The organism is Vibrio sp. 10N.261.55.F4, from assembly GCF_041470465.1.
In the GTDB taxonomy this organism is placed as follows: Bacteria; Pseudomonadota; Gammaproteobacteria; order Enterobacterales; family Vibrionaceae; genus Vibrio; species Vibrio crassostreae_C.
Map to the genome: position 1 here is coordinate 42,292 of NZ_JBFRMM010000033.1, position 21,555 is coordinate 63,846.

Sequence of the window (21,555 nt, forward strand, 5' to 3'; positions counted from 1 at the left end):
ACAGATTTAATCGAGTGCAAAAAAAAAGCATCACCATACCTTATAAGAAATAGGTCTAGTAATACTTTAATATTGATCAGGTTACCGGTAAGAGCTTATTCTAATACTTGGCCAGGAATGATCAAATCAGGATTTTCAATATCATTACTCTCAATGATCTCTTCTAAATCGAAGCCGAACTTTCTACGTAGTTCATATAACCAATCACCTTCTTGTACGACATAAGGTAATGTCGGCTTAACAGCAACTTCGGATATACTGTTAGACATAGTATCGAAGTCACAGTCCGTATCAGTTGGGTCAGATGTGCAATCCGGAGCTTTCGTAATTTCAAGTGACGAAGGGCGAGGTTCAACTTGGTCAGACTCAATCTTACGCTTGCTGTCATTGAAATAATAAGATAATCCAACCACGGCTTCTCGTTGATTTTGCCCAAAATCATCATTCAACGTTTGATTAAGTGCGATACTCGCACCGAAATATTCATTCAAAGCATACTCAGCAAGGTACTCTATTGTTGGATATTTATCTTCAAATCCGACTCCAACCTTTAAATCAATTTCTTCTCCATCATGTATACTATAAAGCAAACCTAAATCAGGTATGTACTCAGAATCATCTAATAATTTATAATGTTTGATACCTAGATTCAATTGAAGTCGGTTATATTGGTAGAGAAAATAAATAGATTGAGAATTCTCAAACATATCTCCATCAAAATTATAGCCATAGTTTGCCCCTACCCCCAAAATATGAGCAGTTGGCTTCTCAGCAACCGCTGCACCGCTGGTTAGTACTAGAAACATAAAAAAAATATTATTAATTAGTCGGTTCACAGGTTCACCTCATAAACAACATTAAACGACCCTTGGTAATTACCTGAACTGAGTGCATTTCCATCGACATCAAAACTAACATCGTATGCTACATCAACTTTGTTACTACCTTCTCCATTCACTGTAATCACTTCTGAATCAGGAAAAGATGCGGTATTAAGTACTCCGTCTTGGACAATCACCTTGTCAGGGCTTTCGCAGCCAATGGCACACGTGATTGTGTAGGGTATCTTTTCTAGCGAGTTATCAATATTTGTAAGCTCATAGTCACCTGACGTAGGGCTAAATGTCATAATAACGCCTGTAGGTAAAGTCCCTAACAAGCTAACATCATACCTCGTTGTACCAGAGATCCTTTTTGTTGCAGTATCATACTGGGGTTCAATATTCCCGTCTCCAAGTACCGTTAATGATTCAAGGATCGCAGCTTGATAATCAATCGTGATAATTAACGTCTCCGGCACTCTGGTATAAGTCATCGTACCGGTTTGACTTGTAAAAAAGTAAGTGGGTGAAAGGTTAATTGATGCCGTAAAAGTTCCAGATCCAACAGGGGCTGCGAACACATCATTACTGATATTAGGCAAAGCGAAAGCAGGTCGATAAAACTTAAAAGGCTCTATTCGGCTTGTTGCTGTGTAACCCATTCGCGACACACACAAAGTCGACTCTTGGCCCACTTTCGCACTCGAACCACTTATATTTGTAGCTGCACACTCATTGGCAACTCCCATTCCCACATTTGACCCGTAGTCTTTTGATGTGAAATAACTAGCCGAGCTACCCAAATTGTACTCAACGCCTAACAACTCCAGGCTGGTGTTAAAACTTTCGCCTGTAGAATGATTAACAAAGCTAACGTTATTAACGGGTTGGTTATCCATCGTTGCGGGATACCACTCTGCCGTTGGTTGCTCTTGCGCTATCGTCCATGCAGATGGAGATATAGCTTCACTACCGAAATAACTATTTGGCGCCGCATTGTTCCAAACCACAGAGTTGTTTGCTGTAATCGTTCCGTATACATCTGCAGCATGGCTACTATCTAAAGCCGTGAATAATAGCGCTATACTAATTAGGCTATTTCTTTTTAATAGTGATATTTTTGTTATAACTGTAATCATGGTTGGCTACCTTAACGGATAACGAATCGACATTTTGCAGGCCTTCTGCTAATTTTATGGTTTTCTTTCGACCAGATAGTATTGTATTAGTTTGTTTACATTTGTTACTAACAGAATTCGGTTTACAGTTATCAAACTGTATGTAGAAAAATGTGTTACCATTATTTTCCACATAAACTTCTGAACCGTTATATTTAACTTTGTAGTCAACATTAGTATTTTTTGCAGGTACAATATAATAAGGAGCATAACCATAATTAATACCAATTATACTTTCTTTTTTATCTCCATCGATAACGCTAGGCATGAAAGTCACTTGATAAACTTTGTCCTTCTCTAAATCATCACAATTAACCTGACATAAATTCTTTACTGATACACGACGTCTTTCCCCCGGATTTAATATCAGTTTATTGGGTAATAGCGCAAGATCCCATAAAGGTAAATTATCTTTTGTTAGCTCTACCTTTTCTAACTCTCCGTTTTCAACCTTTACTTGGCTAACGTTACCTTTTATAAATTCAGGTTCAGTTTTCGAACTAGTCAGAGTAAAAACTCCATTACCATCTTCTCCAGCTATAAGAAGCATTTTATCTATGCTAAATGCATGGCTAAAAGAGGTCGTCATTAATAGTATCGAAGTAAATATTACACGTTGCATAATTTTCTCTATGTTAGTTATAAGCATATGGCGTCATCTCCATATGAACTGCATAATTAATGAGTTCATCAACATACAGTTTGTTTGCCGTAGTTAGTTGCTCAGGAGACTTAGCGAATATATACAAATAACCGCCAAGCTTTTTGTTTATAATTTCAACACCTGAGTTGTTCAGTTTGTTCTGATAGTTCAATACAATATTACTATCCTTGTATTGCCCTAAGTAGTAATAATAAACACCATCAACTAGGGCTATCTGATAACCTTCACTATTTTCTTCGAATGATGGCATACAGAAGTTATTACCTAAATTCAAATTATTAACCGATGATAACTCCGGTATTACACATTGGTTTTCCTTAGATATAATTTTGTAAGGTTGTTTATCTTTCACCTTAAATTGATACACACCTTCAACAAGCTTGTCAGTAGAAACACAACCTCCACCGATACATTCAACTCCGTCTATCGGATTTCCATTTATATCACTAAACGTCGATATAAATGATTTCAACTCAGACAACGACGTATCCAAACGGATAACAGTTCCTGGATAACTAGTAGCCGACGTATAAGACTCACCATTGTTGTAAAAATCAGAGGCTTCCGTATCAAGCTTGAATTCATATTCATAGAACTCTTTTAATGGATATACCGTCAAAGCATCTCCACTAACATAAGCATTGCTTTGTTTTCCATTCTGCTCGGAGTTAACTACCGCCAAGAATTTTCCATCCGAAGACAGTTCCCCTGTATCATTATTCGAAATAAAATAAGAAGATGACTTTTCACTCGTAAACTCTATTCCTTGAGAAGTTATGATATTACTTGTACCAATATATGCAGAAACACTTGTATTACTACTTGAATTGATATAGGCATAAGAGTTTGAGTCAATATGTTTATTCTTATAATTTGCAGACAATGATAAATCGGCACTGCTTTGGTCTTCAGTAGAATCTTGATAATAAAGTCCCGCAGAGCTTGATACATTTAGATTGTTTCTGTTAATTAGACTGCTTGAGACTGTATCTCTATGCGATAGCGCAACATCACCACTATCATCTATTTGTGCTTGTGTACTATGTGTGTATGTGTTTTCCTGGCCTATTGGAATAATTATTGAGGCCATAACACCATAATTTATATCGCTCGATTCACTTGCTGATAACTCTAAGTTCACCTTTGAGTCAAGTGGTAATGATGATATCTGCACGCCACTTCTTGCAGACCAACTTTCTGATTCATTATTATAACCATTACTAAAATCTTTATATTGGTTTTTTGTTAATATACCCGATATATATGATGATATATTTCTCGTTAAGTACTTGTTGTAATTTACTGATAATGATGTATAGTTCGAGTTACTGAATAAAAGTTGAGACAAACTAATATCTCCAATACTATTATCATTTTCACTATCAAATTTTGTGTAAGATACACTTAAGTTATAAATCCCCACATCAAAATTATAAAAACTAGATCCATCGTCAAATAATCCTGTTACTGCCGATATTCTGGACACTTCCCCTAAAGATAAGTGACCACCAACATAATTATAATTATCTTCCCCTGTAATAAACGAACCTGCACCCAGTGCAAAAAAATCCGTAACTTGATAGCTCAATTTCCCATTGGTGAACATTGGACTTTCATAATTATCATAAGCAAAGTTGATGGATTTCTGGTCAAAATCGTCCTCTAGTCCCGTATTCGTCAGGTCTCTTGATAAATAACCGGCTGTAATATGATAATCTAGTTCGCCGGTTTTAATCGACGAAGAGCTTGTATTGACTATCAACCTATCTTCTGTGTAAAACTCTTCACTGCCATCAAATATTCGAATTGTCGCAGTATAAGTACCAGATGGTAGCTCGTTATAGTCAAAGTATTCTTGCCCTGCATCCACATTACGACTTAATAGAACACGGCCTCTATCATCATTAATTTCTAGTCGACCAGCTCTTGAAATGTTCAAATATACTCGTCTAGAATTAGGAGATGATTTTTTTACTAGCTCTCTCGTCGATCCAATCGACAACATGTAACCAGAAGTTTTGCTGCCATTTTCTAAAAACTGAGTACTATTCCAAGAGCGTTCTTGGTATTTATACCCGACAGAGAAACGAGTATTACCACCAACATAGTTATACGATGAGTCATCCGAACTGAAACCATTGACCTCACTAAAGTTTAGATCATTATGCAAATAGCCATACTTGCCAAAACCTGCATAATTTTCATGTTGATAAGAATAAGACGATGTATAATCAGTGTTGTCGCTATAAGAACCAGATAGATTCAAACCATGTGACATAATGATCGCGTTTTGATCGATCTCTTCTTTTACAAATTTTATTTCTGACTCTTCTATTATCTCAGTTAAGAATTGTGAGTTAACATGAATAATCAATGATTGGCTATCTGGCACATAAACAAAATCATATAAATCAGGTAGTAGACCACATTCACTTCGATAACCTTTACAATCTAGGCTCGATTCAACCCCATTTACCAGTGTTGTTGCCATCGCATCGCTAACATCTTTCTCAATACCAAGTTCATTCGCCAATGCTTGTGCTACAAGTTGTTTTTGTGAAGTGGGAATTCTTACTTCATCACCCGAGATGAAAGCTTCCGAATAGAATAATTTGTTGTTATCAGCCGAGAGAATTAGTGGCATTCTTATCAACTTCTCTTCAAACATATCTTCAAATCCATCTGGAATATTTGCGACGGATTTTGAACTATATATTATGGCCAAGAAAAATATGATAATTAAGTTTAAACCAAACCAAAGTCTAATAAACATTATAGTTGAAGCTCCACATTGAACGTAATACGACCATTGCAATCTAATGGCTCATCACTCGGTATATTTTTATTTGTCACTAATTCAAATTCATTGGTAGAGTTTTCATATTCAGTATTTTTAATATTATTAAATTCAAAGTTTGGTATATCTAAAATATCAGAGTAATGTTTTCTATCGATATAGAGATCGACAAAATCATCATACATAGTCTCACCGCTATCGTTGAGAACACATTTAGAAGTGAACTCTGATATGTTATAACTGTATTCAAACGAATCCCCAGTGCTTGTTGGTATATTAGTTCTAATATAAGAATAAAAACGCCCATTTAGAAAGGTTTCGTTCTCACTATCATACTTCAGTGCAATAAACTCATCAGATAAATCTACACTTATAGAATAGTCATACAAATTCGCTCTATTTATTTGTGTATTTACTGGAAATGAATAGCTTTCATAGCCAAAGCTATTGAAACTAAAAATAACAAGCAATAATAGAAAGAAATAATTTATATAGATATTCATTTTCATCAGCCTCGAAAAACAAGGCACTTAATTAATTAAGTGCCTATCAAATAATGAGATTTTTTCTTATGGCAAAGTTGCAATCATATCAACGTTAACGATAACTTCTGAACCAGCAATATCATCTGGAGTTGAGTGTGCTGTATCGTTAGCAACATACAGTTGAATCGTATCGCCTGCTGAAAGTTGAGTTGAAGCTAAGTAGTCAGCTGCAGTAAGTTCCGTCGCTGAAAGGTTATCGCCAACGACAATGTTAGGCTGTACTTCACCCATTGAAGCTGGAAGCACATTTACTTGTGATACCGTCCAGTTAGCTGGAGTTAAAGCCCCAAGCACAGCCCCCGTGTAGTCATGCGCTTCCAAAACAACTGGTTTAGTCGTTGTGAACGTACCGTCAGCGTTCACCTGTAACGTACCAACAAAAGAAGCAGAGTCTTCACTACCGCCCGCACCAGTAACAATGATGTCACCGTTGGATACAAAACCAGGAACAAAGCCGCTGAATACTGCAGAACCAACAGAGGTATCGCCAGGTGCAGCAAAAGCCGGAACAACAGCAATTGCAGACAATAATGTAATGAGTGTTAATTTTTTCATTTTATTTCCTTTAATATAATATAAGCATTGCGTTAGCCTCTTGCTAAACAACGGGTATATAATATTAAAATAACTACGTTTTAGGTTAGCACGTTGGAATTATTTATAATTAAATATGCCTAGTCGATATATCGCCGACTAGTTCATTTATCTAGGGAATAAGATCTGTACAATAAATACTTTCAGTTACACTAAATTGGATATCATAATAACCATTATCAAACTTTGAGAAAGGTGTTTCAATTGGATATGAGAAGGGGTAACGCTGGTGACTATCTGAGTTATAAAAATGAGCATCATAACTATTTTATTATATTGCTTTATATAATATTAATTATGACCATCACAAGTTAAACTACCTAAATCGTAACCTAAGTTATTATAATCTAGCGTTTAATTTACAAGTGATGTCTTTAGTTGGGGAAATAGAGTGAGACGGAGAATTTACCTTGCGGTTATTAATTAATAAATATCAACATGACAATAACACGTAAATAATTCGCATTAAAAATGCCAGTAACATCGCTACTGGCTTACTAAAGATTTTCAACCTACTTTAAAGGGAGACAGACTCATAACTATCATCTATAGCATGATAAAAAAACGTGTACTTGGCTACCAAAGTAATTAAAGTCGGCCTCAGGAGTATCTTCAGGACCTCTATAATACGTGATACCACCGTTTTCACTGGTTGGTTCCGCGTAATTATTAATGTAAAACTTATAGAGCAAACCATTTCCTCGGAACCAAAACTCATCTAGGTAACCGAAATGTGAATATATACGACCTGAAGGTATGGCTTTATATGCAGGGTCTGCATTCCAAGCGCTAGCAAACCGAAGTGCAATAGTTGACGAGTCAAATTCTTTCCACCCACCACCATCGAAGTTTATTGATGAGCAGTAATATTGAGTCTGGCTGCTATCATATCCAGACTCTATAAAGTTCGCGTCATCTGCGTTATACCCATAACTGTTGAGTAACGAATACGTATAATCGGCAGTATCATTCGGAGCAAAAATCGAAGTATTATTATCACTATAGCGGAGTACTTGTTCTCTCGTTAACAACGGAAGAAATTCACTTCCTTCATATGAAGTTATACCCAAAGGTGCGAGTAAAGTAACGTTCAAGTTATCACAAAATGAGTCATAGCAAGCTTCAATATTAACATTAAATTGAGGTTCAGTATTTGCGGTAGAATACGCTGTCAAGATACCTGTATGTTCATCAAAGGTACTAATGTTCAACTCAGTTACTGTCCAATTGACATATTCGGCTGGAACTTGTTCCATTTGGCCAATTGAGTTAGTTATAGTCGCCTGATATAATTCATGTTTATCTAGCTCTAAGTCACGTTGAATCGAAGTCACACCATTTAAACTGATAGATACTGGGGTGATTTCTGGGATATACTCAGTATTAGTACAAAGAACATAATTTACCTCTTCATTATTACTAGCAGTGACTGAACCATCAAATAGATTGACTAGTGTTGTGGTAGTTTCATCAACCTGGTCACTAGTCCAATACGGTTTGTCATTTGGATATCTATAGTCTGTAAATATTTGACCATCAGGCTTCCAAGCATAAAGTTCTTGCAAATCTACTTGATTCGGTAAAAAAGCACCTCTTGCAGTACAAATTGCTTCAGCAACACCTTTCGAATGCGCTACGGTTGTTACATTATCGACGGCATTGGTGCCATCTCCTGTTCCTATTATTTCGAATTCAATACTCGCAGTTTCTGCCTGCTCCATAGTTAAAGGTGGAGTAACAGATTGATATACATTGCCTTCATTAAAAACAATTATCGGGTATAAGTCTTCGGATTTTAACTTTATTATCCCGGTGGCAAAGCCTCCTTTGTTATCAGAGACAACGTAAGTGATATTGTGATAGCCAGAATTAGAAGTAGTAAACGTGAAAATAGTGTCATTGAACAGATTACCATCTAAGTTAGCATCTTCTATAATGGCAACATCAGCATCGTAAGCATAGACATCAATTAATTGTAATGAATCACCATTAGGATCAGAAATGAGACTCAAAACGTCAATTGTGACCGTTTTCCCGTATGGAACTTCTGACACTATTTTTAAGGTATCAGGATCGGTAAATGTCTGTATATATGTAGAGTTAGCTATTGGAGCACCATTTACTGTTGTTGAAACTGCAATATCCAGGCTACCACTAAGAACATTTACTCCATCACTATAGCTATATAAAACCCTCTCAACTCCAGATTCAAGTCCAGCACCTGGAGTATACTCTATAACGTTATTCGCGGGATCAGATACTGCTGATGAAAGCGTTGAATCGCTATTAGGCAAAGTTAGCGTCATACTAAGTGTATAGCGACTCGTGTCGACCTCGTACCCCAAATTTGCTAACTCGTCCTTCACGTTCACCGAAATGGGTGTTCCAGTTGAAGTTGCAGATGATATGGGTATTAATTGTTCACTGTTTTCAGCTATAGCGATTCGAGCTGTAGCCTCACTATAGCCATCATAAGATATCGCTGTTGACATTCTTGACACAGAGGATCCAACACGAAATCGGTAGTCACATAGGTTTACTTGCGTTGCTTTAATATAAAAACCATTTTGGTCGTTAGAAACCACATCGCAATGATAGTCAGAATTAAGGGATTCAACATTCAGCAGAGCAACAGGTGTCCCATCAGAACTTTCCATATTGTTGGAGAGATCAACATAAAAAGTTTCACGAGGTTTAGTGTGCTGCATGGTATCTTGAACGGAGTAAAGTACGTTCGATTGAGCTGGCCTATCTGGGCTATCTGGGCTCGAAGTAGAACCAACTCCTGAATCACCATTACAACCTGAAACAGCCAAGATTAAAGCTACCTGTAACAAATTAGCCTTCTTTGACAACACATCTAACATATCGTTTGACCTTTTTAAAATTTAACCTTGTAGCATACGAATTCTACATTCGATTGCGATGTTATCTTTTTGCAACTGGATATGTTTAGCAAATATGCAAAATTGACTCTTGGAAATGCCTAGTCATAAAATCACGGCCAAACTTCAAATGATTAAATGTATATCTTGATGGGAATACTGATTATAAGCATTTGGTTATAAATAGATAAACTGGTAGGCATTAAACACTTGATACTAGGCTAGTATCTTGAGATGTTTAGCTTTCTATCTTGATACATTAAGGCAGCAATGCAGTAACACTCTCGAGACGTTCTATAATATGAACACGTTTACCGCATTGAACTTTCATTGAATAAAAAGGATTTATCATGAACAAACTCGTCATTATCATCTTATGTGTACTGCTTCCGCCTGTTGGCGTGTTCTTCGCTCGCGGCGCCGGGAAAGATTTGGTGATTAATATCATTCTTACTTTCTTCTTCTGGGTTCCAGGAATGATCCATGGTCTGTGGGTAGCCACCCGCTAACCCTTATTAACAAATAGATACCGAATAAAATATCCATAAAAACAAGCTCCTAGCCATGAAGAGTTAAAAATAGGATGAAATGAAAGTACTTTTCCACTATCATCCTGTCGCCTAAACGTAAGCGATTGCTTTCACAGATTTCGCTGAGTTTAGGCTCCAACTACATAACACTTCAAATGGTGGGAGCCTTCAATGACACAACTTACGATTACTCGTCCTGACGACTGGCACGTTCATCTACGCGATGGCGAAGTATTAAAAGATACAGTTCGCGATATCAGCCGTTACAATGGTCGAGCGTTAATCATGCCAAATACCATCCCACCGGTAACCGATACCGAAATGGCTCTTGCTTACCGTGAACGCATCATGGCAGAGCAGCCAAGTGAACAATTCCAGCCTCTAATGGCACTTTACCTGACAGACAACACAACACCTGATGAAATTCGTAAAGCGAAAGAATCTGGCGCTGTTGTAGCAGCGAAGCTATACCCTGCTGGCGCGACGACTAACTCTGATTCAGGTGTAACTTCAGCTCAAAAGATTTACCACGTACTCGAAGCAATGCAAGAAGTGGGTATGTTGCTGCTGGTACACGGTGAAGTAACGGCTCACGATGTTGATATCTTTGACCGTGAAAAAGAGTTCCTAGACACAGTTCTAGCACCGATTGTTAACGACTTCCCTAACCTGAAGATCGTTCTAGAGCACATCACGACGGCAGATGCTGCGACTTTCGTTAAGAACGCTAACGAGAACGTAGCGGCAACCATTACTGCTCACCACTTGCTTTATAACCGCAACCACATGTTGGTTGGCGGCATTAAGCCACATTTCTACTGCCTACCTATCCTTAAGCGCAACACACACCAGTTAGCACTTATTGAAGCAGCAACAAGCGGTAGCAAGAAGTTCTTCTTGGGTACAGACTCTGCACCACACGCTAAAGGTGCAAAAGAGTCAGCGTGTGGTTGTGCAGGTTCTTACACAGCGCACGCTGCGGTTGAACTGTACGCTGAAGTATTCGATTTAGAAGGCAAGATTGAGAACCTAGAAGCATTCGCGAGCCACAATGGCCCAGACTTCTACGGCATGCCACGTAACTCAGATACAATTACGCTCGTTAAAGAAGAGTGGAATGTTGCTGAAACGATCCCTTTCGGTTCAGACATCGTTGTGCCAATCCGTGGCGGCGAGGCGATTGCTTGGTCTGTAAAATAAGCACTTGGGCTGTTAAATAAACACCCTCCATTTAGCAAAAAGGGTCACCATAGTAATTATGGTGACCCTTTTTTGTTTCGATAAAAGACTGTCTTATTCCCAGCAGTAATTTAACGATTACTTACCGCGAATTTTTCCGATAGCAGTCCAAATAGCAACGACAATCAATCCAGATAAAACCCCAATCACACCATTTAATAGCGTTGGTACCACCGCAGTCGCAATCGTATGTCCACTGAAGTCCATAATAATCGGTTCAATTAAGTGATGAATTGCTGGAACGTTGTGTACCACAATACCGCCGCCAACCAAGAACATCGCAGCCGTGCCGACAACCGCAAGCATCTTCATTAGCTTTGGTGCAAATGCGACTAACCCATTACCCAATCGGGTTTTAATGGCACTCCCATTTGATGTGCGTTGGAGATAGAAACCTAAATCATCCAGCTTAACGATCCCTGCCACTAAGCCATAAACACCAATCGTCATCACAACCGCTATCAAACTCACCACAAGAATCTGAGTCACGATACTTGTACCCGTTACGGTACCCAGCGCAATTACAATGATTTCCGCAGATAAGATGAAGTCGGTACGAATTGCGCCTGAGACCTTTCGCTTCTCATACTCTTCAACAGATTCACCCGAGCTGCTTTCCTCATCTTTCTCTTCGTGTTGATGAGCATGAGGAAAAAGCTTTTCTAAGATTTTCTCTGCCCCTTCAAAACAAAGAAACAGACCACCAATCACCAGTAGTGGCATGATCAACCAAGGAATGAATGCACTGATCAATAGTGCTGCCGGAACCAAAATCAGCTTGTTTTTAAATGAGCCTTTTGCGACCGCCCATACCACTGGGATTTCTCTTTCAGCAGAAACACCGGATACCTGCTGGGCGTTAAGGGCTAAATCGTCACCTAATACGCCTGCGGTTTTTTTAGCGGCTACCTTAGACATCAATGCGACATCATCCAACACGGTTGCAATGTCATCTAACAGTGTTAGTAAACTTGCTCCAGCCATTTTGTTGTCTCTTTATAAAGAATTGAACCATCAATAAAATGTAACACCATCAATTCACTCATCAAAGTTATGAGTCTGTAAAAAATAAAGTCACAAGTTGTGTTTTCTATTGCTGTCTCTGTTAGACAGGAATAATCTGTCTTAATCTTTCACGAACATAAAAGAAAAAGTATAGATGAAAAGTGAATCTACCTACCCGATTGGTAAGCCAGGGCAAAAATGGCAACAAGCAGAACGTGAAGCATGGTTAGCTCAACGAACGGTTAAGCGTGAATACCAGCAAGAAGTTGTACCAAAGATTAAAGCACTTGCAGACCGCTTTGACATCGAACAATACGGCGCACTGAGCTACGACGAAGCTCGCTTCCCACTCTTCGCTATCAAGAGCAAAAACTGGGACGAGTCAAAGCCGACGATTCTGGTGACAGGTGGTGTTCACGGTTACGAAACCAGTGGCGTGCATGGCGCGATCAAATTCGCTGCGACTCAAGCAGAAAAATACACGGCGCACTTCAACATTGTTGTCGCACCTTGTGTGAGCCCTTGGGGCTACGAAGTGATCAACCGCTGGAATCCAAATGCTGTTGATCCAAACCGCTCTTTCTACGACGGTACGCCAGCAGAAGAATCAGCAAACCTACGAGCTCTAGTAGCGTCTCTGCCAGAAGTATTGGTTCACGTTGACCTGCATGAGACGACTGACTCTGATGAAACTGAATTCCGACCTGCACTCGCAGCTCGTGATGGCATTGAGTACATCGAAGGTATGATCCCAGACGGTTTCTACACTGTTGGCGATACTGAAAACCCACAACCTGAATTCCAAGCTGCTGTCATCGCTTCAGTTGAAAAAGTAACCCACATTGCGCCTGCGGATGACGAAGGCAAGATCATTGGTTCAGACGTCACTCAACACGGCGTGATCAACTACCCAATGAAGAAGCTTGGCTTATGTGGCGGCGTGACTGACTGTAAGTACGGTACAACCACAGAGGTTTACCCAGACAGTGACAAAGTAACAGACGAAGAGTGTAATGATGCTCAAGTTGCTGCTGTTGTTGGTGCTTTAGATTACGTTATTCAGCACGAATTGAACGCATAAGCTCATACCCGCTAATAACTAGAACCGAGCACCTAGAACTAAGAACGAAAAGAGCCACAAGTGATGATTCACTTGTGGCTCTTTTTTATCTGGTCTCTGATTTCTTCCTAGGCATAAAAAACTCTCTTGCACCAAGTACAAGAGAGCTTTGAATCATGCTGAGTAAAGTAAATCTCTATCTAGCGACTTACTTAATTCACGATTTATTTTGTAGTTTGAGTTACGGTTTCTTGCCCTTTACCGACTTCTGTCAGTAGGCCTTTCAACAAGCTCACGCAACCAATCAAAAGAATGATCGTAAACGGCAGTGCTGCAATAATCGTAATAGATTGCAGAGCTTGGATTGATTGAGTACCACCAATCCACAGCATCACCATCGCGATAGCACCTGAGATAACCGCCCAAACGACTTTCTGTTTCACTGGCACTTCTAATTTACCACCCGCCGTCATGCCATCGATAACGATAGAACCTGAGTCCAACGTTGTAACGAAGAACACGATGATCAGCGCGACTGCGAGAACAGACAGAATGCTACCGAACGAGTAAGCATCTAGCATGTAAAACAAGCTTAGAGATACATCTGTAATGCCTTGGTCGAGGCCAAGTTGCCCCACCTGATTAATCACTTGCTCGATAGCTACGCCACCGAAGATAGACATCCAAGCTGAAGTCACCAATGTTGGGATAATCAATACGCAAAGTAGGAATTCACGAACCGTACGGCCTTTAGAAATACGCGCTACGAACATACCGAAGAAAGGTGCATACGCTACCCACCATGCCCAGTAGAACACAGTCCAACCATGCAGCCATGTTGTGTCTTCACGACCCGCACTTTGGCTCAAAGCTACGATATTTTTCACATAGCCCGTTGCCGCCGTTGCCATTGAATCAAGCACAGTTGTGAAATTCAATACAGCGATAAGACCAAGGAATATGAATGCAATAACCATGTTCAGGTTACTTAGGAACTTAACACCACCGTCCATACCACGTAGTACAGAGATGATCGCCAAGCCCATGATCAGAACGATGATAGATTGCTGAAGGAAGATGTTGTTTTCCAAGCCGAACACGTGGCTAATACCACTTGCTGCTTGTGTACCACCTAAGCCCAATGAAGTCGCAAGGCCAAACAGAGTAACCAGTACGGTTAGAACATCGATTACATCACCAGTTTTGCCCCACACACGCTCACCCAGAATTGGGTAAAACACAGAACGCATTGATAGCGGTAAGCCTTTGTTATAAACAAAGTACGCCAGACAAAGCGCCGTCATGCCATAGATAGCCCATGCATGAAAACCCCAGTGGAATACGGTTGCGCCTAGCGCCAGTTCACGACCAGCGGCTGTGAAAGGTTCTGCGTCTAATGGCGTTCCGAACCAGTTAGTGAAGAACGCAGTTGGCTCTGCAACACCCCAGAAGATAAGTCCAATACCCATACCTGCTGCGAATAACATCGCAATCCAAGATGACATTGAATAGTCCGCCGTCGCGTCTTCACCACCTAAACGGATTTTACCCAACGGTGAAAAAGCAAGAACTACAGCAAACGCTAGCATGATGTTAGCTCCCCACATAAACAGGAAGTCAAACTTTGATAGAACAGCACCCTTAATAGAATCAATTGCAGCTTTAGCATCTGCAGGAGGAAGAGCAAGAAGAGTGATGATGAAGAGAAGAGATAAGCCTACTGAGGCTACGAAGACTGTGTTATGGACATCCATGCCCCATTTACTGACGTTATCTTGACCAACTTGATAGTCAGTAGAATCAATACTGTATTTTTTTGATTTAAAACTCATAAATTATGATGTTCGCATATCCGAATCAACGAATATAAGGACGCTCTCCGTATCCAATTACTACTTGATTGGCTCGCCGAACCGCCTAAATAAAAGGCAATAAAAATCACAATAGTTAGTGACAAATGGACTTACTGGCTCAATCCCAAGGCGCACATTATAGCACAGCTCAAAGCATTTTGACTGAGTTTTAGCTCAATAGTCACCCAAACCACCGTTGATAGTGATAGTTAACCCAATAAAAACAGAATAAAACAAAAAAATAAAAACCTTCAAATACAACAATTTAAATTAAAATGACGCACCGTAAAATCACATCCAAACTTTTTGCAGATAATTTTAATAATCACCCAATTTACTTATAGCTCTAATAAAAAAGCCCCGCTATAGGGGCGGGGAAAGTTACCAAAGGTAAAAGAGAAATCAGTGCTCAAATGTCAGTGCTGCATCTCACAGATCAGCACTGCACATTTCAAAGACAGTTCGTTAGATTGCGAAGCAAAAACCTAGGTTATAGTCTTCACCATTTTTCGCAGTGAACTCTTTGTCTTCACTTGATGCATTCGGGCGGCCACTTTCATCGCCTTTTACTAAGCTCACCCAGTGACGGATGCCAGAAGAACGGCTCGCCTCAGTTTGACCAAACGTGGTGCACGTCTCTAATTGGATATCTTGAATATCAACCAACTCCAGGCGGCCAGTGCCTTTACGAGCACCGATTGTCACTTCAACGTGCGTACCGCTTTCATCACGGAATAGGATTGCTGAAGGCTTAGATTTATCACCTGTGTAAGCCACAAAGTGTTTAGCGCGTTTCAAACCTGTGTGTTCACCGTTTTTGAAATAAACCTGAACGTGTCGGTAGTCAATCTCGTAGCTCACTACATCTTCGTGAGAACCAGACTCGAGAGGGAATAGAGTATCAAGCAACTGTTTCGCCATTTTCTGCTTTTCGAGTTGCTTGTCTGCTTTCACCATTTCGACGGCAAAGACAGCTTCAGCAATAAAAGTTGAATGGTTTCTGTGAAGTTCTGTTTTGTCTAGTGTCAGCATATTCATAGTCTATCCCTCGTACGGCTTTAAATTTCATTAAGGTCAAACATCCCAATTGACCCTTTTCAAAATTGTTCTTTACTGTGTGGTTTCCATGTTTTTCATACTACTGTTATTTTTGAAACAATTTCACAACAAAAATTACACAGTGTGAATTTTACTAAATTGCTTTTTTACACAAACCGGCATTTCGAGCCCCCAGCCCTTTATTTAACTGGGTTGAGGGTTCCGTAGAAACGCGTTTACGTGTTGTTTGAATTTGTGTAATAACCCACCCCAACCAACTTATTGTCGATAATTCGATAGTAAGTGTGCTTAGTTTCCACTTTGCTCGACAGCGGATTTAACCATCGATAGGTGTAAACGCCACGACCATTTTCTTTGGCTCGATTTAACATCTCAGTGAGAATTGGCTTATCGTCTGGGCTTAGATTTTTACGCTGATTTTTCCATCTTTCAGAGTAAACACGTCGACCATGCGAGCTTCGATGATGCTGCCATCCGGGTTCGTAGCAGAAAACGTTGATTCACTCACCGCGCGGTCACCGCACACAAAGTGGACAGGGTCGCTCCAAGCTGCATCTGGAAAGTTCTGCCAAACCAATTCAAAGCTATTTCGAACCGCTTCGTACCCTTCGATAGTGTTTCCAAGCAAGCCTTCTCCTGCCACCGTGTGGAATACACTGTCTTCTGTCATGAAAGACATCAGCGCTTCAATATCATGGTTATTCCACGCATCACTGAATGACTGTAAAAAGGCGGTGTCGACTTGGTTTTCCAGCACGAATGTCGATGCATTGGTTTGCATATTCATATTCCAGAATCCTTTATGTTTTCGTTATTGGTTTAAATTTCAGTAGCTTTGCGCCACTTTTTTATTAGAGTGTTTAAACTAGATTTGTAAAAATTTAACAACTTGATAACAAGATTCATCACTCTAACTTCGAGTTACTTTATAAACAATCTTTAAGCTCACAGATTTCATCTTTTTATAAATTAATTGGTGTTCTAATTTTATTTATCTCGTAATCACTAGATCTATATGAGCTCTAAATAAAATCAGTAGAAATATTAGACTTTAGTCGAAGTCAAAATCTTGATGGTACTTTCGGCCATACTGCTCAAGTTTACGGTTATGGGTATTCACTTGTAATTCAATATTCCCCTCACCTTTATTAATAACTTGATTGTTATCTATATGGGCTTCATTTTTTATATCGGTTAGCTTCTCTTCGATATAATCAGTCGGTTCATTTAAAACGTTCATGGATATTAACTCCTTTATCAGGTTTACTTTTACTGATGGAAGAATATGAACGGACACTAGACCGTTTGAATATTCTTTCTCATCGTACAGAGGCTGAATGGCATCATTGCCACCTTCCTTAAATGGGTGAATGGAATACCACTTGTCCTTGCGCGGCTCTTGCTGATCGCAATCCGCCACATTAAATATCTGAGTTTTGTTGATATTACACGGCGAGCTAAAAACACTAACCCGCTGATAATCAATAGCTTTAATTATGTTTATGCAGTCTTTACTTTGGCTGTGACACACCGACCAAAGCGCATTTAACAGGTTATCGGTCCATTCCAGTAAACGGGTGGGAAAGCCCTGCTTTTTGGCTAAACACATCAATAACCAGTCATTTATGTCGTTAGAACTCAGCGAGTGACCACCGTAAACTCTCACTGTTGAAAGCAACTCTTGTTCGACACGGCGTATGTTCTTACGATTGGAACGGCCTAAACTTGGCATTAGATTACTGTTTTCATAATCACACACGTTATACATCAAACCACGTTGGTCACTGCATTCATTCATTAATGAATTAATTATTTTATACAGCTCTTCGAGTGAGCTTATATAACGTTTATTGTTCACAGCATGCATGTAATAGGTCACTTAATTTAAATTTATTACAATTAAAAATTAACTATCATGGTTAATCAGTATCGTTACGAATGATTTTAAAAATGACAATAGGTATATGTCTTTATCAATGGCCATATATCCTCATCAATAACTAACAGTTATAAAACCATTAACTAAGGAGCAATTAGCTAAGGGTCGATTAATAAGGAACGACAAAGTTTATATAACTAAAACCACTTATATGTACAACAGCCATTTAATTCATGTTCTAACGTTTGACTAAGGATTATTGAAATACGGGTTGCCGGTATTCACTTAAGTACATTGCCAATACCCGTTAATATTGCCCGACCACATTCTCGATTGCACTTTCTCTAACACTCTCGAAAATACCGTGGCCGGACAAACTTCCTACGACTTATACGTAATCTTTGTATTTATCTAGGAAACGAACCGGTGTTGATAGCGCATCTCGGCGGAACGGGTCGCCCAACTCCTGAGTACACATGATTTCAATGATGGTTGTTTTGCCTTCGTTCATCTGCATGTCGATGGCTTTTTGCAAGGTTGGACCTACATCTTCTAGCTTATCAACCGTGATACCTTCAGCGCCCATTGCTCGTGCGATTTCAGCAAAGCTTTGGTTATCTAGCTCACCGGCAACAAAGCGTCGGTTGTAGAAGTCGACTTGGTTCTTCTTCTCTGCACCCCATTGACGGTTGTGGAATACCACGGCTGTCACTGGAATGTTATGACGAACACATGTCATGGTTTCCATCAGGCTCATGCCCCACGCACCGTCGCCTGCATAAGAGATAGCTGGGCGATGAGGTGCTGCTGCTTTCGCGCCAATGATGGTCGGGAACGCGTAACCACAGTTACCAAAACTCATTGCCGCAAAGAAACTACGTGGTTTTTCAAAGCGTAAGTAGCTGTTTGCCACCGAGTTGATGTTACCGATATCGGTTGAGACCATTACGTCTTCTGGCATCGCTTTTTCTAGCTCACGCAATACTTGGCGCGGGTGAAGGTATTCACCACCAGAGAACGGAGTCTCGTGTGAGTTTTCTTCAATCATATCCAAGCTGAACGAGTCACGTTCGTGTGTCCACTCATCAAGCTCTTTTTCCCAAAGTGCTTTCTCTGTTGCGACCGTGTCTTGACGAGCGCCTTTATTGTCATCACACAACAATGCACGGCCTTCCAATCTTTCAGATAGAGCAACCGCAGCTGCTTTCGCATCACCACAGATACCAACCGAAATCTTCTTAACCAGACCTAGCATCTTGTTGTCTGCATCAATCTGAATGATTTTCGCGTTCTTCGGCCAGTAGTCCATGCCATGTTGAGGCAAAGTACCAAATGGACCAAGACGTGTACCCAAAGCGATAACCACATCCGCTTGAGCCATCAACTTCATTGCTGCTTTCGAACCTTGGTAGCCTAAAGGACCACACCATAATGGGTGACTAGCAGGGAACGAGTCATTGTGCAGGTAGCTGTTCACAACGGGTGCCCCCAGTCTTTCCGCCAACGCTGCACACTCTTGAACTGCATCTGCCATTACCACGCCGCCACCAGAAATTATGACTGGGAATTTCGCTTCAGCAATCAGGTCTGCCGCTTCATTTAGAGATTTCTCGCCACCTGGACCACGGTCTAAACGCGCGGGTTTAGGGATCTCAGTTTGAGTTTCGCCGTAGAAGTAGTCACGTGGAATATTCAGTTGAGTTGGACCCATTTCACTCATCGCGCGGTCAAAACATCGACCCGTGTATTCCGCCATACGGTCTGGGTGCGTTACGTGTCCTTGATACTTAGTGAACTCTTGGAACATTGGAAGCTGGTTACACTCTTGGAAACCACCTAAGCCCATTGTTTTTGTACCTGTCTCTGGCGTCACAATCACGACAGGGCTATGTGCCCAGAACGCCGCTGCAATCGCAGTCACACAGTTACTAATACCAGGGCCATTTTGCCCAATAACCACGCCATGGCGACCCGATACACGAGAGTAACCATCTGCCATGTGAGCAGCGCCTTGCTCGTGTACTACTGGGACCAATCGAATGCCAGCAGGAGCAAAGATATCCATTGCGTCCATAAATGCCGACCCCATGATGCCGAACATATCGGTAACATCATTAGCAACCATAGTTTCAACGAACGCTTCTGATGGTGTCATTGTTACTGTGCCGGAAACAACCGTACGTTTTTCTTGCTCGCTCATTCTTCCATTCTCCTTGAGTTAACCAAAATTTCATTTTTCGGAATGAATTGTCTCTTTTTCGAATTCATTTTCACCTTAGTAGTAGAATTTTTGCGCGTCAACTTTTTATATTAAATTGGAACAATTCATTCTAATTAATAAAACTTGATCACATTATTGGTAGTTTTTCGTACAAAAAGTGCCATTAACTTAAGAAGAACTGTTAATAATCGATGTCATATCGCGATAGCAGCGACAAGTGATGAGCTATATAGAGAGAAATATGATGAAAGAGACGGAATTGATACCAACGCAACCAGTAAGCGTGAGAGAACGCTTTGGGATCGACAGCAACCTAACCGTGATGGCATTTGAACATGCGGGCGAATATGTTCCTAAAGTCGATCCAAATTACTGTTTTGATCCTGAAGTGACGTTGGCTATATTGGCGGGGTTCACCTCCAATCGTCGCACATTGATACAAGGCACACACGGAACGGGTAAGTCGTCTCACATTGAGCAAATTGCCGCAAGATTGAATTGGCCGTGTTTGAGGATCAACCTAGACGGACACTTAAGTCGCTTGGATTTCATAGGTAAAGACAGCATCGTCATTAGAGACGGAATGCAAGTAACAGAGTTTAAGGAAGGCATTCTTCCACAAAGTATCCAGCAACCCATCGCATTGGTATTGGACGAATACGACGCGGGTCGACCTGATGTGATGTTTGTGATTCAGCAACTCTTAGAGCAAGACGGCAAATACACTTCTCTCGAGCAAAACCGCGTGATCACTCCCCACCCTTCTTTCCGCCTGTTTGCTACCTGCAACACGCTTGGCTTGGGTAATTTTTCAGGTTTGTATTCGGGTACTCAAGTGCTTAACCACAGTCAGTTAGATAGATGGAACATCATCGCTACGCTCAACTATTTAGACCCACAACATGAAACCAAGATAGTGTTATCCAAACTTCCAGAGCTGAATAATGAAAGTGGCCAGCAGTTAGTAGAGAAAATGATCGCGACCGCAGGGTTAACGCGTAACGGGTTTCGGGCTGGCGACCTTTCGACTGTGATGTCTCCGCGAACAGTGCTCACTTGGGCTGAAAACATCCAAATATTCGACGATGTAGCGACGGCATTTAGGCTTTCATTCTTAAATCGCTGCGAAGACGAAGAGAAAGAACTGGTTAGCGAATACTATTTCCGTTGCTTTGGTGAAGCCTTGGAAGCGCATACTCAAAATTATTCGCACTCGGAGTCGTAA

17 protein-coding genes and 1 pseudogene are annotated in these 21,555 nt (G+C 40.4%); 4 read left to right on the top strand and 14 right to left on the bottom strand.

Going from position 1 to position 21,555, the window contains the following annotated elements; translation table 11 throughout:
• Positions 1-95: 95 nt before the first annotated feature.
• From AB4249_RS15815 to AB4249_RS15845, 7 genes are all read right to left on the bottom strand, one after another.
• Positions 96-836: a LysM peptidoglycan-binding domain-containing protein gene (locus tag AB4249_RS15815; protein WP_065584792.1), complete on the bottom strand. Its 741-nt coding sequence runs from the start codon at positions 834-836 to the stop codon at positions 96-98.
• The gene (locus AB4249_RS15820) at positions 833-1,960 is read right to left on the bottom strand and encodes a hypothetical protein (RefSeq protein WP_017059956.1); all 1,128 of its coding nucleotides are present in this window, start codon (positions 1,958-1,960) and stop codon (positions 833-835) included. Before AB4249_RS15820 ends, AB4249_RS15815 begins: the two co-directional genes overlap by 4 nt.
• On the bottom strand, positions 1,917-2,621 hold the full coding sequence (locus AB4249_RS15825; protein WP_372103876.1) for a hypothetical protein: 705 nt from the start codon (positions 2,619-2,621) through the stop codon (positions 1,917-1,919). The genes AB4249_RS15820 and AB4249_RS15825 overlap by 44 nt, the downstream gene beginning before the upstream one ends.
• A 13-nt stretch (positions 2,622-2,634) precedes the next feature.
• Positions 2,635-5,436: a CS1-pili formation C-terminal domain-containing protein gene (locus AB4249_RS15830; RefSeq protein WP_102332689.1), complete on the bottom strand. Its 2,802-nt coding sequence runs from the start codon at positions 5,434-5,436 to the stop codon at positions 2,635-2,637.
• Entirely contained in the window at positions 5,436-5,963 is a 528-nt protein-coding gene (locus AB4249_RS15835; protein WP_240492705.1) for a hypothetical protein, read from the bottom strand. Before AB4249_RS15835 ends, AB4249_RS15830 begins: the two co-directional genes overlap by 1 nt.
• Before the next feature lie 66 nt (positions 5,964-6,029).
• A complete protein-coding gene (locus tag AB4249_RS15840) occupies positions 6,030-6,560 on the bottom strand; it encodes a hypothetical protein (protein WP_102332690.1) in 531 nt (176 codons plus the stop codon).
• A 581-nt stretch (positions 6,561-7,141) separates the two neighbouring features.
• Positions 7,142-9,466 carry an adhesion domain-containing protein gene (locus AB4249_RS15845; RefSeq protein WP_102332691.1) on the bottom strand — a complete coding sequence of 775 codons (2,325 nt, stop codon included), beginning with the start codon at positions 9,464-9,466 and terminating at the stop codon, positions 7,142-7,144.
• 368 nt (positions 9,467-9,834) lie between these two features.
• On the opposite strand from AB4249_RS15845, the gene AB4249_RS15850 reads away from it, so the two are divergent.
• Both AB4249_RS15850 and pyrC read left to right on the top strand, forming a co-directional pair.
• Positions 9,835-9,993, top strand: a complete 159-nt coding sequence (locus AB4249_RS15850) for a YqaE/Pmp3 family membrane protein (protein ID WP_017059962.1) — start codon at positions 9,835-9,837, stop codon at positions 9,991-9,993.
• 192 nt (positions 9,994-10,185) lie between these two features.
• Positions 10,186-11,214 (top strand): dihydroorotase, encoded by a 1,029-nt coding sequence (pyrC, locus tag AB4249_RS15855; protein ID WP_372103879.1) that lies wholly within the window; start codon positions 10,186-10,188, stop codon positions 11,212-11,214.
• Positions 11,215-11,331: 117 nt separating this feature from the next.
• On the opposite strand, the gene AB4249_RS15860 is transcribed toward pyrC, so the two are convergent.
• On the bottom strand, positions 11,332-12,237 hold the full coding sequence (locus AB4249_RS15860) for a DUF808 domain-containing protein (RefSeq protein ID WP_017059964.1): 906 nt from the start codon (positions 12,235-12,237) through the stop codon (positions 11,332-11,334).
• A gap of 175 nt (positions 12,238-12,412) precedes the next feature.
• On the opposite strand from AB4249_RS15860, the gene AB4249_RS15865 reads away from it, so the two are divergent.
• Complete coding sequence (locus AB4249_RS15865; RefSeq protein ID WP_017064294.1) at positions 12,413-13,339, top strand: M14 family metallocarboxypeptidase; 927 nt, start codon at positions 12,413-12,415, stop codon at positions 13,337-13,339.
• 203 nt (positions 13,340-13,542) lie between these two features.
• Here the strand turns inward: AB4249_RS15865 and AB4249_RS15870 are convergent, their stop codons facing one another.
• The 6 genes and pseudogenes from AB4249_RS15870 to xsc all read right to left on the bottom strand — a co-directional run bounded on the left by AB4249_RS15870 (position 13,543) and on the right by xsc (position 20,309).
• Positions 13,543-15,150, bottom strand: a complete 1,608-nt coding sequence (locus tag AB4249_RS15870; RefSeq protein ID WP_017064293.1) for a BCCT family transporter — start codon at positions 15,148-15,150, stop codon at positions 13,543-13,545.
• Positions 15,151-15,636: 486 nt separating this feature from the next.
• Positions 15,637-16,209, bottom strand: coding sequence for a malate synthase (locus tag AB4249_RS15875; RefSeq protein WP_017059967.1), 573 nt, complete (start codon positions 16,207-16,209; stop codon positions 15,637-15,639).
• 236 nt (positions 16,210-16,445) lie between these two features.
• Positions 16,446-16,637 (bottom strand): annotated as a pseudogene (locus tag AB4249_RS15880) (cache domain-containing protein); the annotation flags it as partial.
• Entirely contained in the window at positions 16,631-17,017 is a 387-nt protein-coding gene (locus tag AB4249_RS15885; protein ID WP_372058748.1) for a nuclear transport factor 2 family protein, read from the bottom strand. The pseudogene AB4249_RS15880 and the gene AB4249_RS15885, both read right to left, overlap by 7 nt.
• Before the next feature lie 264 nt (positions 17,018-17,281).
• Positions 17,282-18,097 carry an FRG domain-containing protein gene (locus AB4249_RS15890; protein WP_372103881.1) on the bottom strand — a complete coding sequence of 272 codons (816 nt, stop codon included), beginning with the start codon at positions 18,095-18,097 and terminating at the stop codon, positions 17,282-17,284.
• Between the two features lie 400 nt (positions 18,098-18,497).
• Complete coding sequence (xsc, locus tag AB4249_RS15895) at positions 18,498-20,309, bottom strand: sulfoacetaldehyde acetyltransferase (RefSeq protein WP_017057935.1); 1,812 nt, start codon at positions 20,307-20,309, stop codon at positions 18,498-18,500.
• A 262-nt stretch (positions 20,310-20,571) separates the two neighbouring features.
• Here xsc and AB4249_RS15900 point away from each other — a divergent pair, with 262 nt between their 5' ends.
• Complete coding sequence (locus AB4249_RS15900) at positions 20,572-21,555, top strand: AAA family ATPase (RefSeq protein WP_372103884.1); 984 nt, start codon at positions 20,572-20,574, stop codon at positions 21,553-21,555.